The following is a 17,570-nucleotide window of genomic DNA, read 5'->3' on the forward strand; positions in this document are numbered from 1 at the left end:
AATTTTGGATATGAAAAGGAGAAAAATAGTTTTAATGATATCTCTTTTTACGCAGTTAATTTTTGCACAAAAAAGAGAAGTTAAAGGAATTGTGAAAGATAATCTTGGGCAAGTTCTTCCTGGTGCAACAATTACTATTGATGGAACAAAAAAGGGTACTCAAACAGATTTTGATGGCAACTACACTATAAAAGTTAATTCAGATCAATTTTTGGTTTTTACTTATGTGGGAATGTGTCCGGAGAAAATTATCGCAAATAAAGATCAAATAAATGTGATTTTAATGCAAGATGAACCAATTCAAGAAGTAATCGCGCCTGATGTACCTCGTAATCGTAAAAAAGAAAAAGCTCAGTATTTGCAAATGATGAAGACAATTTCTGAGAAAGACATAAAAACAGTAAATAATAAAACAAACAAATAGATATGAAGACGTATGATTTGTATTTCAAGGAAACTTTAATTGGATCTCTGACAGAAACAAATTGGGATATGAGAAGTTCTGGAGACATAATCTATGCTTTTGATTATTTAGCAGAGTTTCCTGAGAATCCACATTTGGCTAATTATATCAAACATTCTATCGAAGTGAGCCTGTTTTATGAAAATGGTGATGTAGAAAACGAAGATAAATTGATTGAGGAAGCAAATAACTATCTTGATCTGATAGATAGTTCAGATTGGTTGCTGGTAAACGATAAAGGTGAAACTAAAAAAACTCTTTGCCCAATGTTTCATGAAAATAATGGAATTACCTGGCAAGTAGATCTTAAATAACATCAGGAAGCAAATTCGTGTATTATAAGCCTAATAAAAACCAATAAATGAAAAAACTATCTCTCCTACTCCTATTGTTCTTATTTGTTTCATGCAATTCAAATAGAAATATTTACGGAACTTATAGGTCTAATTTTGCGCAACTTGGTTTTTTTGTAACTGCAATAAAATTTAATGCCGATAGTACGGTTAAATATAAAATGGCCGGGGATTTAATGAATGAAGAATTGACAGGGAAATTTAAAATATCAAGAAATATTGCCTATATAAAGTTTGACAAACTAAAATACGATACAGCAGCAGATACTTTATCATTTGATGAATTGATGGAAATGCCAATTGATACAAATCAGTTTCAAAATATGCATTTGTATGATTTAAAAAATGAAAATGGAATTCCGTATCATTTAAAATATAAAATAAAACACAATAAACTTTTGGTTTATCATATGCAAACAGGCAAAATTGTTCGAAGAGCTAAAGGTTCGAAAAGAATTGCAAAATTTTATTTAAAGAAACTTCCTAATTAATATATTTAGTTTGATTTAAAATTATAATAAATACAAAGTCACATCATGAATATAGAACTACCAATAATGTATAGAATAGAATTAAAGGGTAAAACTGGCGAGGAATATCTGGATCATATTACAAATATCTTAGACAATTATTGTAGTGAACGAAAGCTCTTATTGTTTGTACAACAAGGTATAGATTTTATGGAGGGATTTGTAGACTATTCTGTGAATCTGGGAAGAAGAACTGAATTAATTGAAGATTTCAGAAACGAAATAGAAAAAATAGACGACAAAATAGAGATTGTATATTGTCACTAATAGCAAATAAGCCTTATAGAAAAATGAAAAAGTGTATCGCAATATTGATTTTGGTAACAACCGGGCTTTTTTCCTGTAAAAAGGATAATAAATCAACGTCAGTTTCGGTAAAAAATGTCCAAAGTAAAAAACTAGATAAAAATGTTTGCACCAAATATGTATATACTGATTCTAACGGTGGAAGTTTAACAATACAAAACAGCTTTCCGAAAGGCGGAATAAGATATACGGATTCTAAAGGCGATGTATATGTTTACGCTGTATTCTGGACCCAAATAAGTAATAAAACAGATAATCCTCTTGAACTGAATATTGACTTTCCTCCAGATTCATTTGAGATTCCGACACTTCCGGGTAAATACTTTAAAGTGTTGATTCCTAAAGATACAATGACGTTTGAAAAAGTGTCTTTGTTTAATTATGGTTTGACAGATTTAAAGCCTTTTTTTGATAAAAACATTGATAAACCGTCTTCGCTAAAAAGAACTATTAAACCAAAAGAATCGAGTGCTTTTTATCTTGTAACGTTGCGTTTGTTTGAAGGTGTTGGTGGAGTTTTGCGAACAGAACTTAGTCTAAAAGGACAAAATCTTTATTATAAAATAAACAATAAAGAAATTCAGTGTGGAAGTATTAGTTTAAAGAATTTAACATTAAAGAAATAAACGCTCTAATTTACAATTTGTTGATATCCAAAACCTTCATCTGAAATTTTTAATGAATTCCATGGAAATTCTATTTCATAATATTCATTTCGGGTTCCTTCAGTTTTAGTTAGAAATGTGATAATCCAAAATAATTTGTTGGTTTCTTTTTTATAGATCAAATCGAATTTATAGGATTGATATTCAATATTTTTAGATGTAATGTGTTTTAAAGCTGCTGTTTCAATTTCTGTTAAAGTTTTGAATTTCTCAAAGACAAGAGTTTCTTTAGGCCAATTAGTTTCTAATATTTGTCCATATTCATCAAGTTTAATCTCTAAATAATAATTTTTTATGCCAATTGATTTATCTCTTAAGTAAAAACTTAGTTCATACGCTGGTATTATTCTGGAATTATTATAAGTTGAAGGCTCTTTTTCGAACATTTTTTTTAAATCTATAATTTGACCATGAGAAAATGTGATGCTGTCAATAATTGTTGGCAAAATCTTATTCAAATATCCTTTCAAATTAGATTGTACATTTTCTGACAAACTTTTTTCTGATCTTAATTCTTTGGCATAATTTCCATAATAAATGTTACCTCCTCTTTTATTGATAGTTTTTTCGGTTTGTGCTGTTAGACTATTTATACAAAAAGTTAGCAGCGTGATTATAATTAAGAGGTTTTTCATTATGAAATTTTTATTTGCTTGTAGAATGATTTTGTGTTACAACGTTTAGAACTAAATTAAGCTTATTATTAGTCTTTTTTGAGATTTTTAAAACAATAAAATGAAATGTTTTTTAATAGATCCAAAAAAAACTCCATATTTTCGTAAGGATTTTCAGAACCTAAGATTTAAAAAATAAAAAATATGAAAAGCACAATACTACTTTTTCTACTTTTTAATAGTTTGTATTTGTTTGCTAAGAATGTACACGAAAAGCCTAAATTATTAAAGTCTGAAAATATAAAAATGGACAGTATACAAGTTCAAGTTTCTATTTATGAAGGAAAAACATTTGTAACCGAAAGCTATTTTGAAAAAAGCAAAAGCAAATTAAGTGTTGTTTATTCAGGTTTTGGGAAATCATCCTATCAAATTTCAACAAGAGAAAATAGTGCAATGCCAGAAGATTTTTGGCGTACGAATATATTCAAATTCGAGAATGGAAAAGTGTTGAATCGAAAAGAAAATTTTTGCTTTACCGGAAAAATGAATGCAATATTTGGAAAAACTGATGAAGAATACAGAAAATATTTTAGTAAAACTCTAAATTCTGAATTTGTCGAAAAGTATGTTGTCGAGTTGTTTCTAAGAATTAAAAAACAAAATCATTAAAATGAAATACATAACAATCCTTGTATTATTTTTTACAGTAAATATGTTTGCTCAGGATAGTATAGTGATGAAACAGTCCAAATCTGTGATGTTTTCGAATTGGTATGTTTTTTATGCAGATAGTACCTTTAAACATTACTTTCAGACAGATGATGGACAAATGTGGTTTGGTGTTGGAAATTATGAAGATAAGGGACGAAAAAGAATTTTAAAATTTAAAGATCCGGATTTGAATTTCAAATGGATTGTAAAACCTCGTTATGAATGCAATTTTGAACGTGTTTTAACGCGCAGAAAATCTCGTTTTAAATCTAAAGATTATTATCATACTTCAAAAAGAAAATTCGTCTATTTTGAACCTGATAAAAAATAATAAATTGAAGAAAAATAGTTAATATTCAATTTTATCGAAAACAAAAAAGAGACTTTCTGAGTCTCTTTTTGAATTAATATATCTTGTATAAAAGTTTATTTATCTTTTAATAATTTCTCTAAAGCTTTAATATGTTCCTCTTTAGATTTCAAAAGTTCAAGATTTAATCTTTTGATTTCTTCTAAAGCTTCGATCCATTTATCTACAGGATTTATATTGAAAGTTGGATAATAATTGTATCCATTAGAGTGATCATTAAAAGTATTAGAAATGATATTTATTGCTTGTTCTTCGTCAAAGTTCTGAAACGCTTCAACAGGAATTCTCAACGCGCCTGAAATTTGTTTCAACAGATTATCTTCGATTACATCTTTTTGCTCGAGTACAGAAATTTTCTTTTGATTCCAATCATTTCCCAAATTAAAAGCTAATGCTTCTTGTTTGATGCCAAGCATTTCTCTAAAACGTTTTACATTTCTTCCCTGATGTATTTTTTGTTCCATAATGAATATCTATTTTCCGAAGGCTTAAATATAAAGCCATTTCGATTAAAAGTTTGAATTTCAAAGATAAATAAATATCCCGTAAATTATCTATTTGTCAGATATTATACCAACTCTATTTATGTCTTGCTCCAATGTTTTTTTGGTGTAATGCCGATGTAATATGAAAATAGTACAATGCAATTGGACTATATTGAATATACAATCGGTATTATATCTGTATTCTGTCTTGATAAAAATATGGTTTCTTGGTGTAATTTTAAGAATCGAAATTAGATTTCTTATATTAGCACAAAAGGAAATCTAATTAATGACACAAAGCTCACATCGTTTTCGAGTGTTGCAGCGATTTTAAAACAATATAAAAAAATGGGAGTTGATTTAAGAATTATATTTGGACATAATCTAACATCAAAAGAGATTATTGAATTCCCTTATTCGTTAAGCAAATCCAAAGAACTTAAAGACGTTTATATCGACGAAATTCAAAGTAAAATAGATCATAATGGATCTGTTGAACGTGTATTATCAAGTCTTGAGGAAGAATATAATTGGGAAAACTTTACAGAAAACGATCTCATAAATTCATGGATAAATAATGAAAACCCGGAATTAGTTGATGAAAATGGCTTTATGGCACATTCCTTAAGTACTTATTTCGGACTATTATATTTCAATAGACGAACTGTTGAAATCTTATATTTACCCGAACATAAATACGCAAACTTGAACTATGAGTCGCACAGGAAATTTATATTTAATTATAGTAAAGCATTTGCTAAGTTTTTAGGATCTGAAAAGATCGTTTATTTTTCTGATACTTTTGAAACTCAAATTATTGAAGATTGGGCTCAGGAAGGAATGACAATCGAATCAATAATAGATTTAGCGATAGCAAAATTTGGCAAACCTTCAGAAATATTAGAACAAGCAATCGAAAACAGATTTATAATTGGCGATGTAACAAATTCTTATTTGGAAACTTTTAAAAGATAACAGTGAAGCAAATACTTTGTATATTTTTATTGATTTTATTGCTTTTCAGTTGTAATCGAAATAGTAAAAAGAAAGTCTACCACGCTCCTATTCCGGCTAATAAAGACACGATTATTAAACTTAGTAAATTGCAAAAACTATTTGTAATTGGTGATTTTGATGGAAACGGAAAGCAAGACACACTTTTTCAGCATAATTTTTCGAAGAAAACACAAACTGAAATCGAGAAATCTCCTGATGTTTTTCAAAATGATTGGGATAATGTAGTAAAATGGTTTTACAATCAGGATTCAGATTTGTACTTGACCACAAATCAAAATAACAGCGACACTTTGCATCTTGGCGAAGCGCAAGGACTTTATTGCTTAATTAATATTGGAGATAATAATGGCGACAATAAAGACGAAATAGCATTAGTAATTGATAAATTAGACTTTAGCAGAGTCAACAATTGTGAAATATATTCGCTTTGTAATGAAAAATGGACAGAATTAAAGCATTTTGGAATTCACGAAGGTTCATTTGATTTTAATACCGAAAAAGTACCCGTTTTTAGCAAAATAACTGATTTTCTTGAAAAGCAAAATGGCAAATGGGTTTACCGAGACTATTTACAAGACACCTATGAAACCGAAGAAGAAGTTGGAAAAATGAAAAGGCTAAAACTTGAGAAATGTAATTAATAGTGGCGCAAATTCATTGTAATAATTGTTAATTGTTATTTTTATTTTAGATCGGGTATTTCTATAAATTGATATTCATTTCTATTTTTAAATCCGTTTATTAAACTTTTTAATTTTAATTGAAGAACGCCATTTTCGGTTACTTTTCCTTTGTATATTACAGTTCCGTATTTATTAGTCGTTGAGAAAAAGATCGTGTCATTTTTAATTTGATAGTTACCAATAGAAATGTCCTCCTTTTTTAGATTGAACCAGGTTTTTAGATCAAATACAGTTGCGTCACACTCAGTTGTAACAGTTATTACTTTTTGATTTGGATAAAACCGAATAAACGATTTCTCGCCGTCAGTATCTACAGAATCACATTTTGTCTCGTAAATTCCATTGAAATTTAAAATTTCGATCTTATTTGTTTGTCCAAAAATAGATGAACAAATAAAAAATAGTAAAATTAATGTTCTCATGTACAGATATTTTTCTATGATCTAAATATAGAACAATTCTTTAAAAATCTGCTAACGAATTATTTTTAGAGAATTTAAAGAAATCACGATCGAATCAATAATAGGTCGATAAATAGAGTACAAATATTTCTTATATTAGCTAGATAAAAACCAAAAAACTTGCAAACCTTCCCTATTTTGATCACTGATAGATTTACTCTTCGGAAACTTTCAAAAAATGATTCCGAAGAAATATTGCAATTGCGTTCTGACAAAGAAATAAATAAATTCCTTGGCAGAAAACCAAGCAAAACACTAGAAGAAGCCTTAAATTTCATTAACAATATAATTGAAAATGAAAATGAGGAACTTTTTTATTGGGCAATTACAAAGACTGGCGAGGATAAACTAATTGGTACAATTTGTCTCTTTGACTTTATAGAAGATTCAAAGAAATGCGAAATTGGATATGAACTTCTTATCGAATATCATGGTCAGGGAGTTATGATTGAAGCTGCGAGAAAGGTCATCGATTATGCCAGTAAAACACACGGAATAAAGATAATAGATGCACAAACACATAAAGATAACCAAAGTTCAACTAAACTTCTTCAGAAATTAAATTTTAAAATAATGGAGGATATAGTCGAAAACAATCCAAATCTTATTTTATTTAGATTGATGATTTAGCGTTGTTAAGGCTCTAATTTAAGAGGGTTTTGGTGAAATATTTCAAGAATTGCGATCAATCATAAGAGTGAAAATATTTCTTATATTAGCTTGATAAATAGCAACGTATAATTAAGATCTGTCTTAAAAAGTTGTATTGATGCTGTTTTTTATAATAATTAATTTGTAGGGAATAATAAGTAATGATACCTAACAATTAACAAAAGGTAGATGAAATGTGCAGGACTTATAATAAGATTGGTTCGCTGACGACTTTAAAATTACATTTAGAGGAAAAAAAAATCTATGACTTTAAGTCATTAAAAGAAGTTCTCGATTTTCAAAAATCATATGCAATTTTCCGACAGCAATTAATTTCTCATCACGAAAATCTAATTGAAGAAGAAAAAAAACGACTAAATAAAGATTTAACTGATTTAAATGTAGCAATCGAAATCCAAAGACAGCAGTCAGTTCAGATATTGACAAATGAAATTGAACAGCTGAAACAAGAACTTGAAACTTTAATAAGCACTGTTTCAATAAATTTATTTCAGAAACTAGCAAATCCTTTAAAACATTGGAACTATAAAAGAAAAATTAAAAACGAAGAACATAATTTTGACATTGTAGTGAAAAGGTCAATAAGTAAACTTGTTGCAGATTACCGAATCAAAAGCAATCGTTATCAATTCATAACGTCACATTTTAATGAAGCGGTAGCGCAAAGCGTTCAACATTCTTTACTAGAACTTGAAAGAAAAAAAAAGACAGTGGACGAGCTTGACAGTTTTATATATGGTGCGTTAGGAGAGCAAAAAGTTGTTAAAATATTAGAAAATTTATCTGACGAGTATTTTTTGATTAATGATTTTACAGTTTCATTTTTCCCTGCTATCTTTAATAGAAATGAAAATGATTATATAAAGTCTGTTCAAATTGACCATATACTTGTTGGACCATCAGGAATATTTCTTATTGAGACAAAGAATTGGAGTGAAAAATCATTAAAAAATTTGAGTTTACGTTCCCCAATTGAGCAAATTAAAAGGTCAAATTTTGCGTTATTTTATTTGTTAAATAATGAGATTACTAATTATCATTTAGGTTTAGACATACATCATTGGGGGGAGAAAAAAATACCAATCAAAAATCTCATTGTATTCACTAGCGCAAAACCAAAAGAAGAGTTTCAGTATGTTAAGATTTTGACTGTCAATGAACTTGTTAGTTACGTTAAATATTTTAAACCAATATTTTCATATACTGAGACAAATAGGATTACTGAAATTCTTTTAGGAATGGGTGAAATGAAATAAAAATTTCAATATTAAAATTTTGAATAAAAAAAACTCCTTAATTTCTTAAGGAGTTTTTTGTGGGCGATGAGGGGTTCGAACCCCCGACCCCCTCGGTGTAAACGAGGTGCTCTGAACCAGCTGAGCTAATCGCCCTATTTTATTAGGCTGCTATCATTTTGTGATTGCGAGTGCAAATATACAGCTAGATTTTGTATTTGCAAGTGTTTTTAGAAAAAAAATGAAATAATTATTCATAATCGCATCTACCAGCGTTGTGTGCTGCTTCGTGTGCATTTCCCAATCGGGATTTTAAATCTTCAAATCCAAATTTTCTATATTAGCGATGTAAAACATACATTAATGGAAAATATAGATGAAATGTTCAAAAACGATTTTGGAACATTAGAAAAGTTAAATGAATACTTAAATCTAAATTCTTTAGAGAATAATTTAGATTTAGATAATTTAAAATATAAGATTTACTCCATTTCACCTATTAAAGATTCCAAATATTTGTTTAATTACAATGGAAATGAATATGAAATATCTCAATCTGATTATTATGAAGATCGTGTTTTTTATACCTTTTCATTTTACAGATATACATTTTCTTCTAGGAACAATTTATTTGCGTCTATTAAATCTAATAAGGTTGCTATTTTGCCTTTTTTTGAAAATATTATTTTCCACGAAAAGTTTAATACAATTATTTGTTCCAGACCTCCTGACCAAATTAATCTAAATAATTTAAACGCAAAAAAACTGTATTACTTTGATATACATAGTAGATTTATTAAAGAAGAAATAGGTTTGCTAACTGATTTGCCAAATATCGCAATGATTGAGAATGAAATTATTCCTATTTCATTTAATCGAAATTATTATTTAGAAAATATACATGATTATAACCTATTTGAAGTCTCTAAAAGAATAGATGATGATATTGACGTTTATAGTCTTATCGATAATAATGGTATTTTGTATAGCGAAGATTTTTATAATACAATTGTTGTGAACAAAGAAAATGATAATGCTATTCTTCAAAAAGATGGTTTTATTTTTAATTTGAATATAAAAAATCGGACAACTAAAAGATTGCCTTATAATGGATTATCTGATTATAATGATAATTTAATTAAAGTGATTATTAATAATTCCGATTCAGATAAATACGGAATTATCGATTTTAGTGGTAATGAGGTAATCAAGGCAATCTTCGATTTTATTGATTTTAATCTTGAAAAAGATAAATTCAAAGTTTTTAATGGTGCTTATGAATGGGTTTCTAACAAGGAATTTCGAAATGAATTTGAAACAATAAAAGAAAAGATTAAAAATCCATATAGCATTAGAGAAGCTTATTTAGAAGGTAAACTATTGAATGGAAAATGGGGAATTATTAATTCGGATTTAGAACATATTATTCCTGTTGAATATGATTGGATCGAGGATTATAATCAAGATTTATATCTAGCAAATATTGGAAGTAGTATTTATAAATATGCATCTTTTGATTTAGAAGCTGCAGAAAATTTTGATAAAGAGATTTCGATTCACGATCAGATAGCTGTTTTTGGCGGAAAGTGGTTTGCAATAAATAAAAAAACATTGCAAACTGAAGAAACTAAAATAGAACTGTTTTTGGGTGGGGAATTGCTAAATGGGACACCTTTAAAATTAAGCGGATATTACGATTAATCTTTTCCAAGTATTTGAAGAAATAATATTTTTGTAGCATCTATTTCAAATATTAAATCAATTCCTATAAGTCTGTAGGATGAACTTTTCTCTTTGATTTTTAGTTCATATACGGCCATTGAATCAGTTATAAATTCATTCTTCAACATACTGATAAAATACTCATTAACAATTCTCGTCCGAAGTTCTAAGTCTTTGACTAAGCTGTTTTCTGTATAATCTAATTCCTGACCAGTGGATTTAGCGCTTTCTATTGGTATTCTTCTTTTTAAAGACGCATTTAATTCTGACTTTAATCTATTTTCCCAATCGTTAATTTGTTCAATTTCAATATTCCAATCATTAGGATAAACTCCAAATAGTTCATATGCATTATTTTGAATACATTTTTCAATATCACCAGCCGAAAAGTTGAAAGCATATAATTTACATTTCATTCCAACTATTGAATACGAATTAAGTAATGCTAGCGAAGTAAGATAGCCATTAATATAGTTGACTTTAGTATTTAAAATTTGATCTTTAAGTTCTTCGTTTAGCATATATTTTGTAAAAGTAAGTGATAGATTGTTATAATAGATTAATTGTTAATTGATATCGTTAATGGAATCTCAGCTAAAAAGTCAACTTTTATTCCTTTGTTAATAGCTGGTTCTGTTATATTTAGTTGATTTATACTTCTCGTTACTTCATTACAGAGTTTGCTGTTTTTGTGGTTTACTTTAATGTTAATAATTTGCTTGTTTTTATCTATAACAAACTTTAAAAAAATACGGTGAGTGCCAGGAGTCAAGCCAAAAGTGTAAAAATCTACATCGGTCCAGATGTATCTCGCAATACTTTCTTTAAAACATTCTATTGATTTATCATTTTGCGTTGAGCATTTTTTTGTAATAGGAACTTGATCTACATTATTAGCTAGAAATAAATTTTTATTATCTATTTCTCTAAAAATTAATTCTTTCTTGATAAACTGTCTTTTGAGTTTTTTTTCTCCTTCATTTCTTTGGTATTCTAATCTAACAATATATTCTTGTTTTTCTCTTTTAAACTGAATGGAAACTTTTCTATCGTCTTTATTAGCAATAAAATTGTCGCTAAATCCTGTTTTTTTATTGTCTTCAAAATCTTTGTAATGGAGTGGTTCTACAGACATTATTTTTTCTATTTCAATTTTTTTATCTCTATAGAATATTTTTGCTGTTTTAGCATTTGAAAAATGATAATAGCTCCAGATAATTAGTAAATTTTGGTAATATTTCTCATTTTCTAAAATAGTACCTCCAGTTGATAATTGAATTTCTATACTATCAGCCAAAACATTTCCTGAGGTTTTGGTATCTAAGTAACCGTTAAATGTTTTAATAATATTGTCATCTTGAGATACGATTCTATTCGAATGCTTTTCTATAAAACCATATTTTTTGATTGATGAGTAGATAGTGTCTCTATTTGATTCTAAAGGTAAATTGAAGAATAATTTATTAACATCATTTTGAGCATATGAATTTAATAAACTCAAAAAATGTATTAGAATAATTAATATCTTTTTGTTTTGTAATTTCATATTTTACTAATTAGCGACATTTTAAATATACACACTAACTTACAATAAAAAGTATTTTCCGGAAAGTAAAAGACATAAAAAAAACTCCTTAATTTCTTAAGGAGTTTCTTGGTGGGCGATGATAGCTTGTTCCGATTTTTCATCGGAAGGTTCGACCCCCCGACCACTTCCGATGAAAAATCGGAATGCTCTGAACTAGATGAGCTAATCTTTATTTTTTATTAATTCTTGAATTTTAATTCTGCTTTTCCATGACTTAATTTGTAATTCTCTTTTATGCGCGAGTTCTTTGGTTTCATAGTTCTCAGTATAAATTACTTTCCAGTCATTTACATTTTCTGTAAAACCTTTGCTTTTTTGGTTATGACGAATAAGTCTTTCTTCTAAATTAGAGGTAAATCCAATGTAAAATCTATTCTTGCTTTCACTAAATAAAATGTAAACTATAAAATCCATAAAATGTATATAAAGCAAAAAACTCCAAAATCTAATGACTTTGGAGTTTTTGGAATTTTGTGGGCGATGAGGGGTTCGAACCCCCGACCCCCTCGGTGTAAACGAGGTGCTCTGAACCAGCTGAGCTAATCGCCCTATTTTACTAGGTTGCTATCGTTTGTGATTGCGAGTGCAAATGTACGCCTAGATTTCGTATTTACAAGCATATTTTAGAAAAAATTGAAATAGTTTTCGAAGATATTTTTTAGTAAACTCTTTTACAGCTTCTTAAAAGTAAAGAAAAATTTAAAATTTATTTACTTTTAGTTAAAAACAGCAATACGAAAGCCTAATTCATAATATTCTTTTGTAATCATTTGCTATAGTCATACATTTGCATATCTTAATTGTATACTCAAATGGCAAGATTTCAAGAAAATGATTTACCTAAGGCTAAATTAGACTCTAATTCACTTCAAAAAGCTTTCAGAATTTTTAAATACGGCAAAGGTCATAAATGGAAATTTTTCCTGGGTTTGATCTTCTTATTATTAACGAGTGCCACTGCCCTCGCCTTTCCTAAATTAATGGGAATGTTGGTTGATTGTGTTACCAACAAAAACCTTGACAGAGCAAACGAAATTGCCGTTGGATTAATGGTAATCCTTACGCTTCAAGCTATCTTCTCTTTTTTCAGAATTTCTCTTTTTGTAAATTTTACTGAGAATTCGTTATCTAATATTCGTTTTGCTTTGTATGAAAATCTGGTAAAACTACCAATGTCTTTTTACTCTCAAAAACGTGTTGGAGAATTAAATAGTAGAATAAGTGCTGATATCTCGCAATTACAAGACACTTTTACGACTACAATTGCAGAGTTTTTACGTCAATTAATCCTAATTGTTGGAGGATTTGTTATTCTGGGAAATATCAGTCCAAAATTGACTTTAATGATGTTGGCAATTGTGCCAATAGTTGCCGTTGCTGCCGTTATTTTTGGAAGATTTATTCGTAAATACGGAAAGAAAACACAAGATAAAGTAGCCGAAAGTCAGGTTATCGTTGAAGAAACACTTCAGGGAATTAGTAACGTAAAAGCTTTCGCTAATGAATGGTACGAAATTCAACGTTATAAAAACAAAATAAAAGAAATTGTAAAAATCGCTATTAAAGGTGGTCAATATCGTGGTTATTTTGCTTCGTTTATCATTTTATGTCTTTTTGGATGCGTAGTTGCAGTAGTTTGGTACGGAATCACATTGACCATAAAAGGTGAAGTTGAAGGTGTTGGAGATTTAATTTCATTTGTACTTTATACAACGTTTATTGGAGCTTCTTTTGGCGGAATTGCTGAAATGTACGCTCAAATTCAGAAAGCGGTTGGAGCAACAGAACGTGTTTTTGAATTATTAGAAGAAACTCCGGAAGCGATCAATGCAAATCCAAAAACATCTCCAATTGAGAAAATTAAAGGGATTGTTTCTTTCGAGAATGTTGCATTTAGTTACCCTTCAAGAAAAGAAGTTCAGGTTTTGAAAGATGTAAATTTCTCAGCAGAATTTGGACAAAAGATTGCGATTGTTGGTCCAAGTGGAGCCGGAAAATCTACTATTTCTTCGCTTTTATTACGTTTTTACGATATCACTTCGGGAGAAATCCTTGTTGATGGAAAAAATATCTACGATTATGATTTAGAAAATCTTCGTGGAAACATGAGTATTGTGCCTCAGGATGTTATTCTTTTTGGAGGAACAATTAGAGAGAATATTGCTTACGGAAAACCTGATGCAACAAATGAAGAAATTATGCTGGCTGCAAAACAAGCAAATGCTTTGAACTTTGTAGAAGGGTTTCCGGAGAAATTCGAAACTTTGGTTGGAGAACGCGGTGTAAAATTATCAGGCGGACAACGTCAACGTATTGCGATTGCAAGAGCATTGCTTAAAAACCCGAGTATTTTGATTCTGGACGAAGCAACATCATCATTAGATAGCGAAAGCGAGAAACTGGTTCAGGAAGCTTTAGAAGTATTAATGGAAGGAAGAACGAGCATTATTATTGCGCACCGTCTTTCGACTATTAGAAACGCTGATAAAATATTAATTCTGGATAACGGAATAATAACAGAAGAAGGAACACATCAGGAATTAATAAATCTTGAAAACGGGATTTATAAAAACTTAAGTAATTTACAGTTTAGTAATTCTTAAAATTAGAAATTTCAATTTTTATCCCGAAGCTTCGGGACCAAATTCCGATAAAAAAAGCCTGAAGTAGTTAACTATTTCAGGCTTTTTTTGTCATTTCGAGCAAAGGGAGAAATCACACGCGAAACTCGATAAAGATTGACGATTCTAGGCACGGACTTTCTTGTGTGATTTCTACCTCTGGTCGAAATGACAAACTAGACGAGAATACAAGTACAACTACAAACCTGAAAGTTTGGGAATAAAAAAACTCCATTTGCGAATGCAAAATGGAGTTTTGTATAAATCTATAATCTATAATCTAAAATCTAGACTATTTCCCTTTTCTACGTTTGCGTTCTGCTTTAATCATTGACAATTCGCGACTTGTTTGACCGGCAACAGAAGTATTTTCTTCAGCACGACGAATCAAGTACGGCATAACGTCTTTTACAGGTCCAAATGGAAGGTATTTAGCAACATTATAACCGTTTTCGGCTAAATTGTAGCTAATATTATCGCTCATTCCGTATAATTGTCCAAACCAGATTTTATTATCGTTTTTGGCAATTCCTTTTTCCTGCATCATTTCCATCAATTTATAAGAACTCAATTCGTTGTGAGTTCCTGCAAAAATTGACATTATCTCTAAATGCTCTAACATATAATGTACAGCAGCATCATAATTAACATCTGTAGCTTCTTTAGAAACACAAATTGGCGAAACATAATTTTTCTCTTCCGCTCTTTTGTTTTCTTTTTCCATGTAAGCACCACGAACTAATTTCATTCCAATAAAGAATCCTTCGTTTTTGGCAATTTCATGTAGTTTTTTCAAATAATCTAAACGATCCCAACGGTACATTTGTAAAGTATTGAAAACGATTGCTTTCTCTTTATTATACTTACGCATCATATCTGTAACAAGATCATCAGCAGCATCTTGCATCCAGCTTTCTTCACCATCAATTAATAAAGCCACATCTTTTCTGTGCGCTTCACCACAAACATGATCAAAACGGGCTACTACTCTATCCCACTCAGCTTGTTCTGCCGGAGTTAATGTTTGTTTTTCTCCTAATTTTTCATACAATTCAAAACGACCAAAACCTGTTGGCTTAAAAACAGCAAACGGAATCGCTAAACGTTCTTTAGCAAATTCAATGGTTTTTAAAGTCATTTCTAAGGCAGCATCAAATTGCTCTTCCTCTTCTTTTCCTTCAACTGAATAATCTAAAACAGACGAAACACCTTTTGTAAACATTTTGTCTACCACTGTAATACAATCGTCTTCGTTTACACCACCACAAAAATGGTCAAAAACAGTTGCACGAATTAATCCTTCTACCGGAAGATTTGCTTTAATAGCAAAATTGGTAACAGCAGTTCCTATCCTCACTAAGGGTTGACTGTCGATCATTTTAAAAAGAAAATAAGCTCTATCAAGTTCCGTATCGCTTTTTAGTGAAAATGCAACTTGAGTGTTATCGAATATTTTTTCCATTTTAGGTTATTTTTTGTGCAAATATAGAGAGAGTTTTGAATATTATTTAGTTAAACAGGGCATATTTTACGTTCAATACTGTTAAAAAGCAAAATTAAGCTTTAACACAAAATCATTAAATTGATTATCATTTTCTTCCTTATTTATAAATCTTTTGGATTGTATTAAAAATCAAACTTGAGTTATTCTATAAATTGTCTTTAATAATTATGTATAAACGTTTTTCTTTGATCTTGTCGGTGATTTTTCGATAATAAAGCATAACTTTAAGCTAATTAAAGATTTAGGGTTTTCTGGAGTGATAAAATCTGAAGTAAAAATGAAATTTCCTTATTTAATGTCATTTTATTTAAGCTGTTTTTAAAACAAATTAGAACAAAAGATTGAATATTATTTCCTTAAAAATGCCTTATTTTGCGGTTTCAATATAACTACACATATATGCAATCTATTCAAGCCAATAATTATCTCGTACATTTTAACCAAAATGCATACGAAGCCCTAAATAATCATTTAAAGGAAACTAAATACTCTAATTTGTTTATTATAGTTGATAATGAGACAAATGAATATTGCTTACCTAAATTTTTACCACTTCTTGAAACTGATTTAACGATTGAAATTATTGAATTTGAATCTGGTGAAGCCAATAAAAATATTGAAACTTGTATTGAAATCTGGAATGTTTTAACAGAACTTGGTGCTGACAGAAAATCACTTGTAATTAATCTTGGCGGCGGTGTTGTTACGGATTTAGGTGGTTTTGTGGCTTCGACTTTTAAACGTGGAGTTGATTTTATAAACATCCCAACTACTTTATTATCTATGGTTGACGCTTCTGTTGGAGGAAAAACAGGAGTTGATCTAGGAAATCTTAAAAACCAAATAGGCGTAATTAACGTACCTCAAATGGTATTAATTGATACGCAATATCTTGATACTTTATCGCAAAGCGAAATGCGTTCTGGTTTGGCAGAAATGCTAAAACATGGTTTAATCTATGATGCAGCTTATTGGAAACAGTTTTTAGATTTGAAAGCCATTGATTTTGCTGATTTTGATGCATTGATTTATCGTTCTGTCGAAATCAAAAATGATATTGTAATTCAGGATCCAACTGAGAAAAACATTCGTAAAGCTTTAAATTTCGGGCATACATTAGGGCACGCAATCGAAAGTTACTTTCTGGAAAGTGAAACTAAAACAACATTATTACATGGTGAAGCTATTGCTATTGGAATGATTTTGGAAAGTTATATTTCGTTACACAAAGGTTTAATTACAGCCGAAGAATATGCTGAAATCAAAACTGCCATAAAAGGTATTTATGATGATGTAAAAGTGGAAGAAAATGACATCGATCCGATTCTTGAATTGCTAATTCACGACAAAAAAAATGAGTACGGTTTAATTCAATTTGCATTAATTGAAGGAATCGGAAAAATAAAAATTAATCAATCCGTTGAAAATAAATTGATTCTAGACGCGTTTCAAGATTATAAATCTTAAACTTTTTTTAATAAAAAGCTTTGCTTTGGGTATATATTATTTTTTACATTTGCCACGATGAAAACAAACAAGAAACAACAACAATTTAGCTCTTATAGAA

Annotated in this window: 21 protein-coding genes and 2 tRNA genes; 14 read left to right on the forward strand and 9 right to left on the reverse strand. The window is 29.4% G+C overall.

Features of this window, described 5'->3' with window-relative positions:
* Positions 1–10: 10 nt before the first annotated feature.
* Genes CLU81_RS25935 through CLU81_RS25955 form a run of 5 tightly spaced genes read left to right on the forward strand, consistent with a single transcriptional unit; the run spans position 11 to position 2,278 of the window.
* A complete protein-coding gene (locus tag CLU81_RS25935) occupies positions 11–424 on the forward strand; it encodes a carboxypeptidase-like regulatory domain-containing protein (protein ID WP_099712486.1) in 414 nt (137 codons plus the stop codon).
* 2 nt (positions 425–426) lie between these two features.
* Positions 427–777 (forward strand): hypothetical protein, encoded by a 351-nt coding sequence (locus CLU81_RS25940; RefSeq protein ID WP_099712487.1) that lies wholly within the window; start codon positions 427–429, stop codon positions 775–777.
* 47 nt (positions 778–824) lie between these two features.
* Positions 825–1,307: a hypothetical protein gene (locus tag CLU81_RS25945; protein WP_099712488.1), complete on the forward strand. Its 483-nt coding sequence runs from the start codon at positions 825–827 to the stop codon at positions 1,305–1,307.
* 45 nt (positions 1,308–1,352) lie between these two features.
* Positions 1,353–1,613: a hypothetical protein gene (locus CLU81_RS25950; RefSeq protein ID WP_099712489.1), complete on the forward strand. Its 261-nt coding sequence runs from the start codon at positions 1,353–1,355 to the stop codon at positions 1,611–1,613.
* 23 nt (positions 1,614–1,636) lie between these two features.
* The gene (locus CLU81_RS25955) at positions 1,637–2,278 is read left to right on the forward strand and encodes a hypothetical protein (protein ID WP_099712490.1); all 642 of its coding nucleotides are present in this window, start codon (positions 1,637–1,639) and stop codon (positions 2,276–2,278) included.
* Positions 2,279–2,283: 5 nt separating this feature from the next.
* On the opposite strand, the gene CLU81_RS25960 is transcribed toward CLU81_RS25955, so the two are convergent.
* Complete coding sequence (locus CLU81_RS25960; RefSeq protein ID WP_099712491.1) at positions 2,284–2,952, reverse strand: hypothetical protein; 669 nt, start codon at positions 2,950–2,952, stop codon at positions 2,284–2,286.
* 183 nt (positions 2,953–3,135) lie between these two features.
* On the opposite strand from CLU81_RS25960, the gene CLU81_RS25965 reads away from it, so the two are divergent.
* On the forward strand, positions 3,136–3,603 hold the full coding sequence (locus tag CLU81_RS25965; RefSeq protein WP_099712492.1) for a hypothetical protein: 468 nt from the start codon (positions 3,136–3,138) through the stop codon (positions 3,601–3,603).
* A 1-nt stretch (position 3,604) separates the two neighbouring features.
* On the forward strand, positions 3,605–3,976 hold the full coding sequence (locus tag CLU81_RS25970; protein WP_144444571.1) for a hypothetical protein: 372 nt from the start codon (positions 3,605–3,607) through the stop codon (positions 3,974–3,976).
* Between the two features lie 95 nt (positions 3,977–4,071).
* On the opposite strand, the gene CLU81_RS25975 is transcribed toward CLU81_RS25970, so the two are convergent.
* The gene (locus CLU81_RS25975; protein ID WP_099712494.1) at positions 4,072–4,479 is read right to left on the reverse strand and encodes a helix-turn-helix domain-containing protein; all 408 of its coding nucleotides are present in this window, start codon (positions 4,477–4,479) and stop codon (positions 4,072–4,074) included.
* 369 nt (positions 4,480–4,848) lie between these two features.
* On the opposite strand from CLU81_RS25975, the gene CLU81_RS25980 reads away from it, so the two are divergent.
* Positions 4,849–5,475: a hypothetical protein gene (locus tag CLU81_RS25980; protein WP_099712495.1), complete on the forward strand. Its 627-nt coding sequence runs from the start codon at positions 4,849–4,851 to the stop codon at positions 5,473–5,475.
* A gap of 2 nt (positions 5,476–5,477) precedes the next feature.
* The gene (locus CLU81_RS25985; RefSeq protein WP_144444572.1) at positions 5,478–6,158 is read left to right on the forward strand and encodes a hypothetical protein; all 681 of its coding nucleotides are present in this window, start codon (positions 5,478–5,480) and stop codon (positions 6,156–6,158) included.
* Between the two features lie 41 nt (positions 6,159–6,199).
* On the opposite strand, the gene CLU81_RS25990 is transcribed toward CLU81_RS25985, so the two are convergent.
* Positions 6,200–6,622, reverse strand: coding sequence for a hypothetical protein (locus CLU81_RS25990; protein WP_099712497.1), 423 nt, complete (start codon positions 6,620–6,622; stop codon positions 6,200–6,202).
* A 177-nt stretch (positions 6,623–6,799) separates the two neighbouring features.
* Between CLU81_RS25990 and CLU81_RS25995 the strand changes: the two genes are divergently transcribed.
* The gene (locus CLU81_RS25995; protein ID WP_233209774.1) at positions 6,800–7,291 is read left to right on the forward strand and encodes a GNAT family N-acetyltransferase; all 492 of its coding nucleotides are present in this window, start codon (positions 6,800–6,802) and stop codon (positions 7,289–7,291) included.
* Positions 7,292–7,506: 215 nt separating this feature from the next.
* The gene (locus CLU81_RS26000; RefSeq protein ID WP_099712499.1) at positions 7,507–8,589 is read left to right on the forward strand and encodes a nuclease-related domain-containing protein; all 1,083 of its coding nucleotides are present in this window, start codon (positions 7,507–7,509) and stop codon (positions 8,587–8,589) included.
* A gap of 60 nt (positions 8,590–8,649) precedes the next feature.
* On the opposite strand, the gene CLU81_RS26005 is transcribed toward CLU81_RS26000, so the two are convergent.
* Positions 8,650–8,724 (reverse strand) — tRNA-Val (locus tag CLU81_RS26005).
* 207 nt (positions 8,725–8,931) lie between these two features.
* On the opposite strand from CLU81_RS26005, the gene CLU81_RS26010 reads away from it, so the two are divergent.
* Positions 8,932–10,269 (forward strand): WG repeat-containing protein, encoded by a 1,338-nt coding sequence (locus tag CLU81_RS26010; protein ID WP_099712500.1) that lies wholly within the window; start codon positions 8,932–8,934, stop codon positions 10,267–10,269.
* Here CLU81_RS26010 and CLU81_RS26015 read toward each other — a convergent pair.
* From CLU81_RS26015 to CLU81_RS26030, 4 genes are all read right to left on the reverse strand, one after another.
* Complete coding sequence (locus CLU81_RS26015) at positions 10,266–10,811, reverse strand: hypothetical protein (RefSeq protein WP_099712501.1); 546 nt, start codon at positions 10,809–10,811, stop codon at positions 10,266–10,268. The two genes, CLU81_RS26010 and CLU81_RS26015, sit on opposite strands and share 4 nt — an antisense overlap.
* A 38-nt stretch (positions 10,812–10,849) precedes the next feature.
* A complete protein-coding gene (locus CLU81_RS26020) occupies positions 10,850–11,836 on the reverse strand; it encodes a hypothetical protein (RefSeq protein ID WP_099712502.1) in 987 nt (328 codons plus the stop codon).
* A 204-nt stretch (positions 11,837–12,040) separates the two neighbouring features.
* Positions 12,041–12,292, reverse strand: coding sequence for a GIY-YIG nuclease family protein (locus tag CLU81_RS26025; protein ID WP_099712503.1), 252 nt, complete (start codon positions 12,290–12,292; stop codon positions 12,041–12,043).
* 60 nt (positions 12,293–12,352) lie between these two features.
* Positions 12,353–12,427: transfer RNA gene (locus CLU81_RS26030), tRNA-Val, on the reverse strand.
* A gap of 263 nt (positions 12,428–12,690) precedes the next feature.
* On the opposite strand from CLU81_RS26030, the gene CLU81_RS26035 reads away from it, so the two are divergent.
* Entirely contained in the window at positions 12,691–14,481 is a 1,791-nt protein-coding gene (locus tag CLU81_RS26035) for an ABC transporter ATP-binding protein (protein WP_099712504.1), read from the forward strand.
* Between the two features lie 310 nt (positions 14,482–14,791).
* On the opposite strand, the gene CLU81_RS26040 is transcribed toward CLU81_RS26035, so the two are convergent.
* Complete coding sequence (locus CLU81_RS26040; RefSeq protein ID WP_099712505.1) at positions 14,792–15,961, reverse strand: proline dehydrogenase family protein; 1,170 nt, start codon at positions 15,959–15,961, stop codon at positions 14,792–14,794.
* 441 nt (positions 15,962–16,402) lie between these two features.
* Here CLU81_RS26040 and aroB point away from each other — a divergent pair, with 441 nt between their 5' ends.
* The gene (gene aroB / locus CLU81_RS26045) at positions 16,403–17,470 is read left to right on the forward strand and encodes a 3-dehydroquinate synthase (protein WP_099712506.1); all 1,068 of its coding nucleotides are present in this window, start codon (positions 16,403–16,405) and stop codon (positions 17,468–17,470) included.
* The last annotated feature ends 100 nt before the right edge of the window (positions 17,471–17,570 follow it).

Source organism: Flavobacterium sp. 9 (assembly GCF_002754195.1).
Taxonomy (GTDB): domain Bacteria; phylum Bacteroidota; class Bacteroidia; order Flavobacteriales; family Flavobacteriaceae; genus Flavobacterium.

Bases quoted from the DNA above. Each gene is read 5' to 3' on its own strand.
- CLU81_RS25935 (WP_099712486.1), top strand. From the start codon at position 11: ATGAAAAGGAGAAAAATAGTTTTAATGATATCTCTTTTTACGCAGTTA.
- CLU81_RS25940 (WP_099712487.1), top strand. From the start codon at position 427: ATGAAGACGTATGATTTGTATTTCAAGGAAACTTTAATTGGATCTCTG.
- CLU81_RS25945 (WP_099712488.1), top strand. From the start codon at position 825: ATGAAAAAACTATCTCTCCTACTCCTATTGTTCTTATTTGTTTCATGC.
- CLU81_RS25950 (WP_099712489.1), top strand. From the start codon at position 1,353: ATGAATATAGAACTACCAATAATGTATAGAATAGAATTAAAGGGTAAA.
- CLU81_RS25955 (WP_099712490.1), top strand. From the start codon at position 1,637: ATGAAAAAGTGTATCGCAATATTGATTTTGGTAACAACCGGGCTTTTT.
- CLU81_RS25960 (WP_099712491.1), bottom strand. From the start codon at position 2,952: ATGAAAAACCTCTTAATTATAATCACGCTGCTAACTTTTTGTATAAAT.
- CLU81_RS25965 (WP_099712492.1), top strand. From the start codon at position 3,136: ATGAAAAGCACAATACTACTTTTTCTACTTTTTAATAGTTTGTATTTG.
- CLU81_RS25970 (WP_144444571.1), top strand. From the start codon at position 3,605: ATGAAATACATAACAATCCTTGTATTATTTTTTACAGTAAATATGTTT.
- CLU81_RS25975 (WP_099712494.1), bottom strand. From the start codon at position 4,479: ATGGAACAAAAAATACATCAGGGAAGAAATGTAAAACGTTTTAGAGAA.
- CLU81_RS25980 (WP_099712495.1), top strand. From the start codon at position 4,849: ATGGGAGTTGATTTAAGAATTATATTTGGACATAATCTAACATCAAAA.
- CLU81_RS25990 (WP_099712497.1), bottom strand. From the start codon at position 6,622: ATGAGAACATTAATTTTACTATTTTTTATTTGTTCATCTATTTTTGGA.
- CLU81_RS26000 (WP_099712499.1), top strand. From the start codon at position 7,507: ATGTGCAGGACTTATAATAAGATTGGTTCGCTGACGACTTTAAAATTA.
- CLU81_RS26010 (WP_099712500.1), top strand. From the start codon at position 8,932: ATGGAAAATATAGATGAAATGTTCAAAAACGATTTTGGAACATTAGAA.
- CLU81_RS26015 (WP_099712501.1), bottom strand. From the start codon at position 10,811: ATGCTAAACGAAGAACTTAAAGATCAAATTTTAAATACTAAAGTCAAC.
- CLU81_RS26020 (WP_099712502.1), bottom strand. From the start codon at position 11,836: ATGAAATTACAAAACAAAAAGATATTAATTATTCTAATACATTTTTTG.
- CLU81_RS26025 (WP_099712503.1), bottom strand. From the start codon at position 12,292: ATGGATTTTATAGTTTACATTTTATTTAGTGAAAGCAAGAATAGATTT.
- CLU81_RS26035 (WP_099712504.1), top strand. From the start codon at position 12,691: ATGGCAAGATTTCAAGAAAATGATTTACCTAAGGCTAAATTAGACTCT.
- CLU81_RS26040 (WP_099712505.1), bottom strand. From the start codon at position 15,961: ATGGAAAAAATATTCGATAACACTCAAGTTGCATTTTCACTAAAAAGC.
- aroB (WP_099712506.1), top strand. From the start codon at position 16,403: ATGCAATCTATTCAAGCCAATAATTATCTCGTACATTTTAACCAAAAT.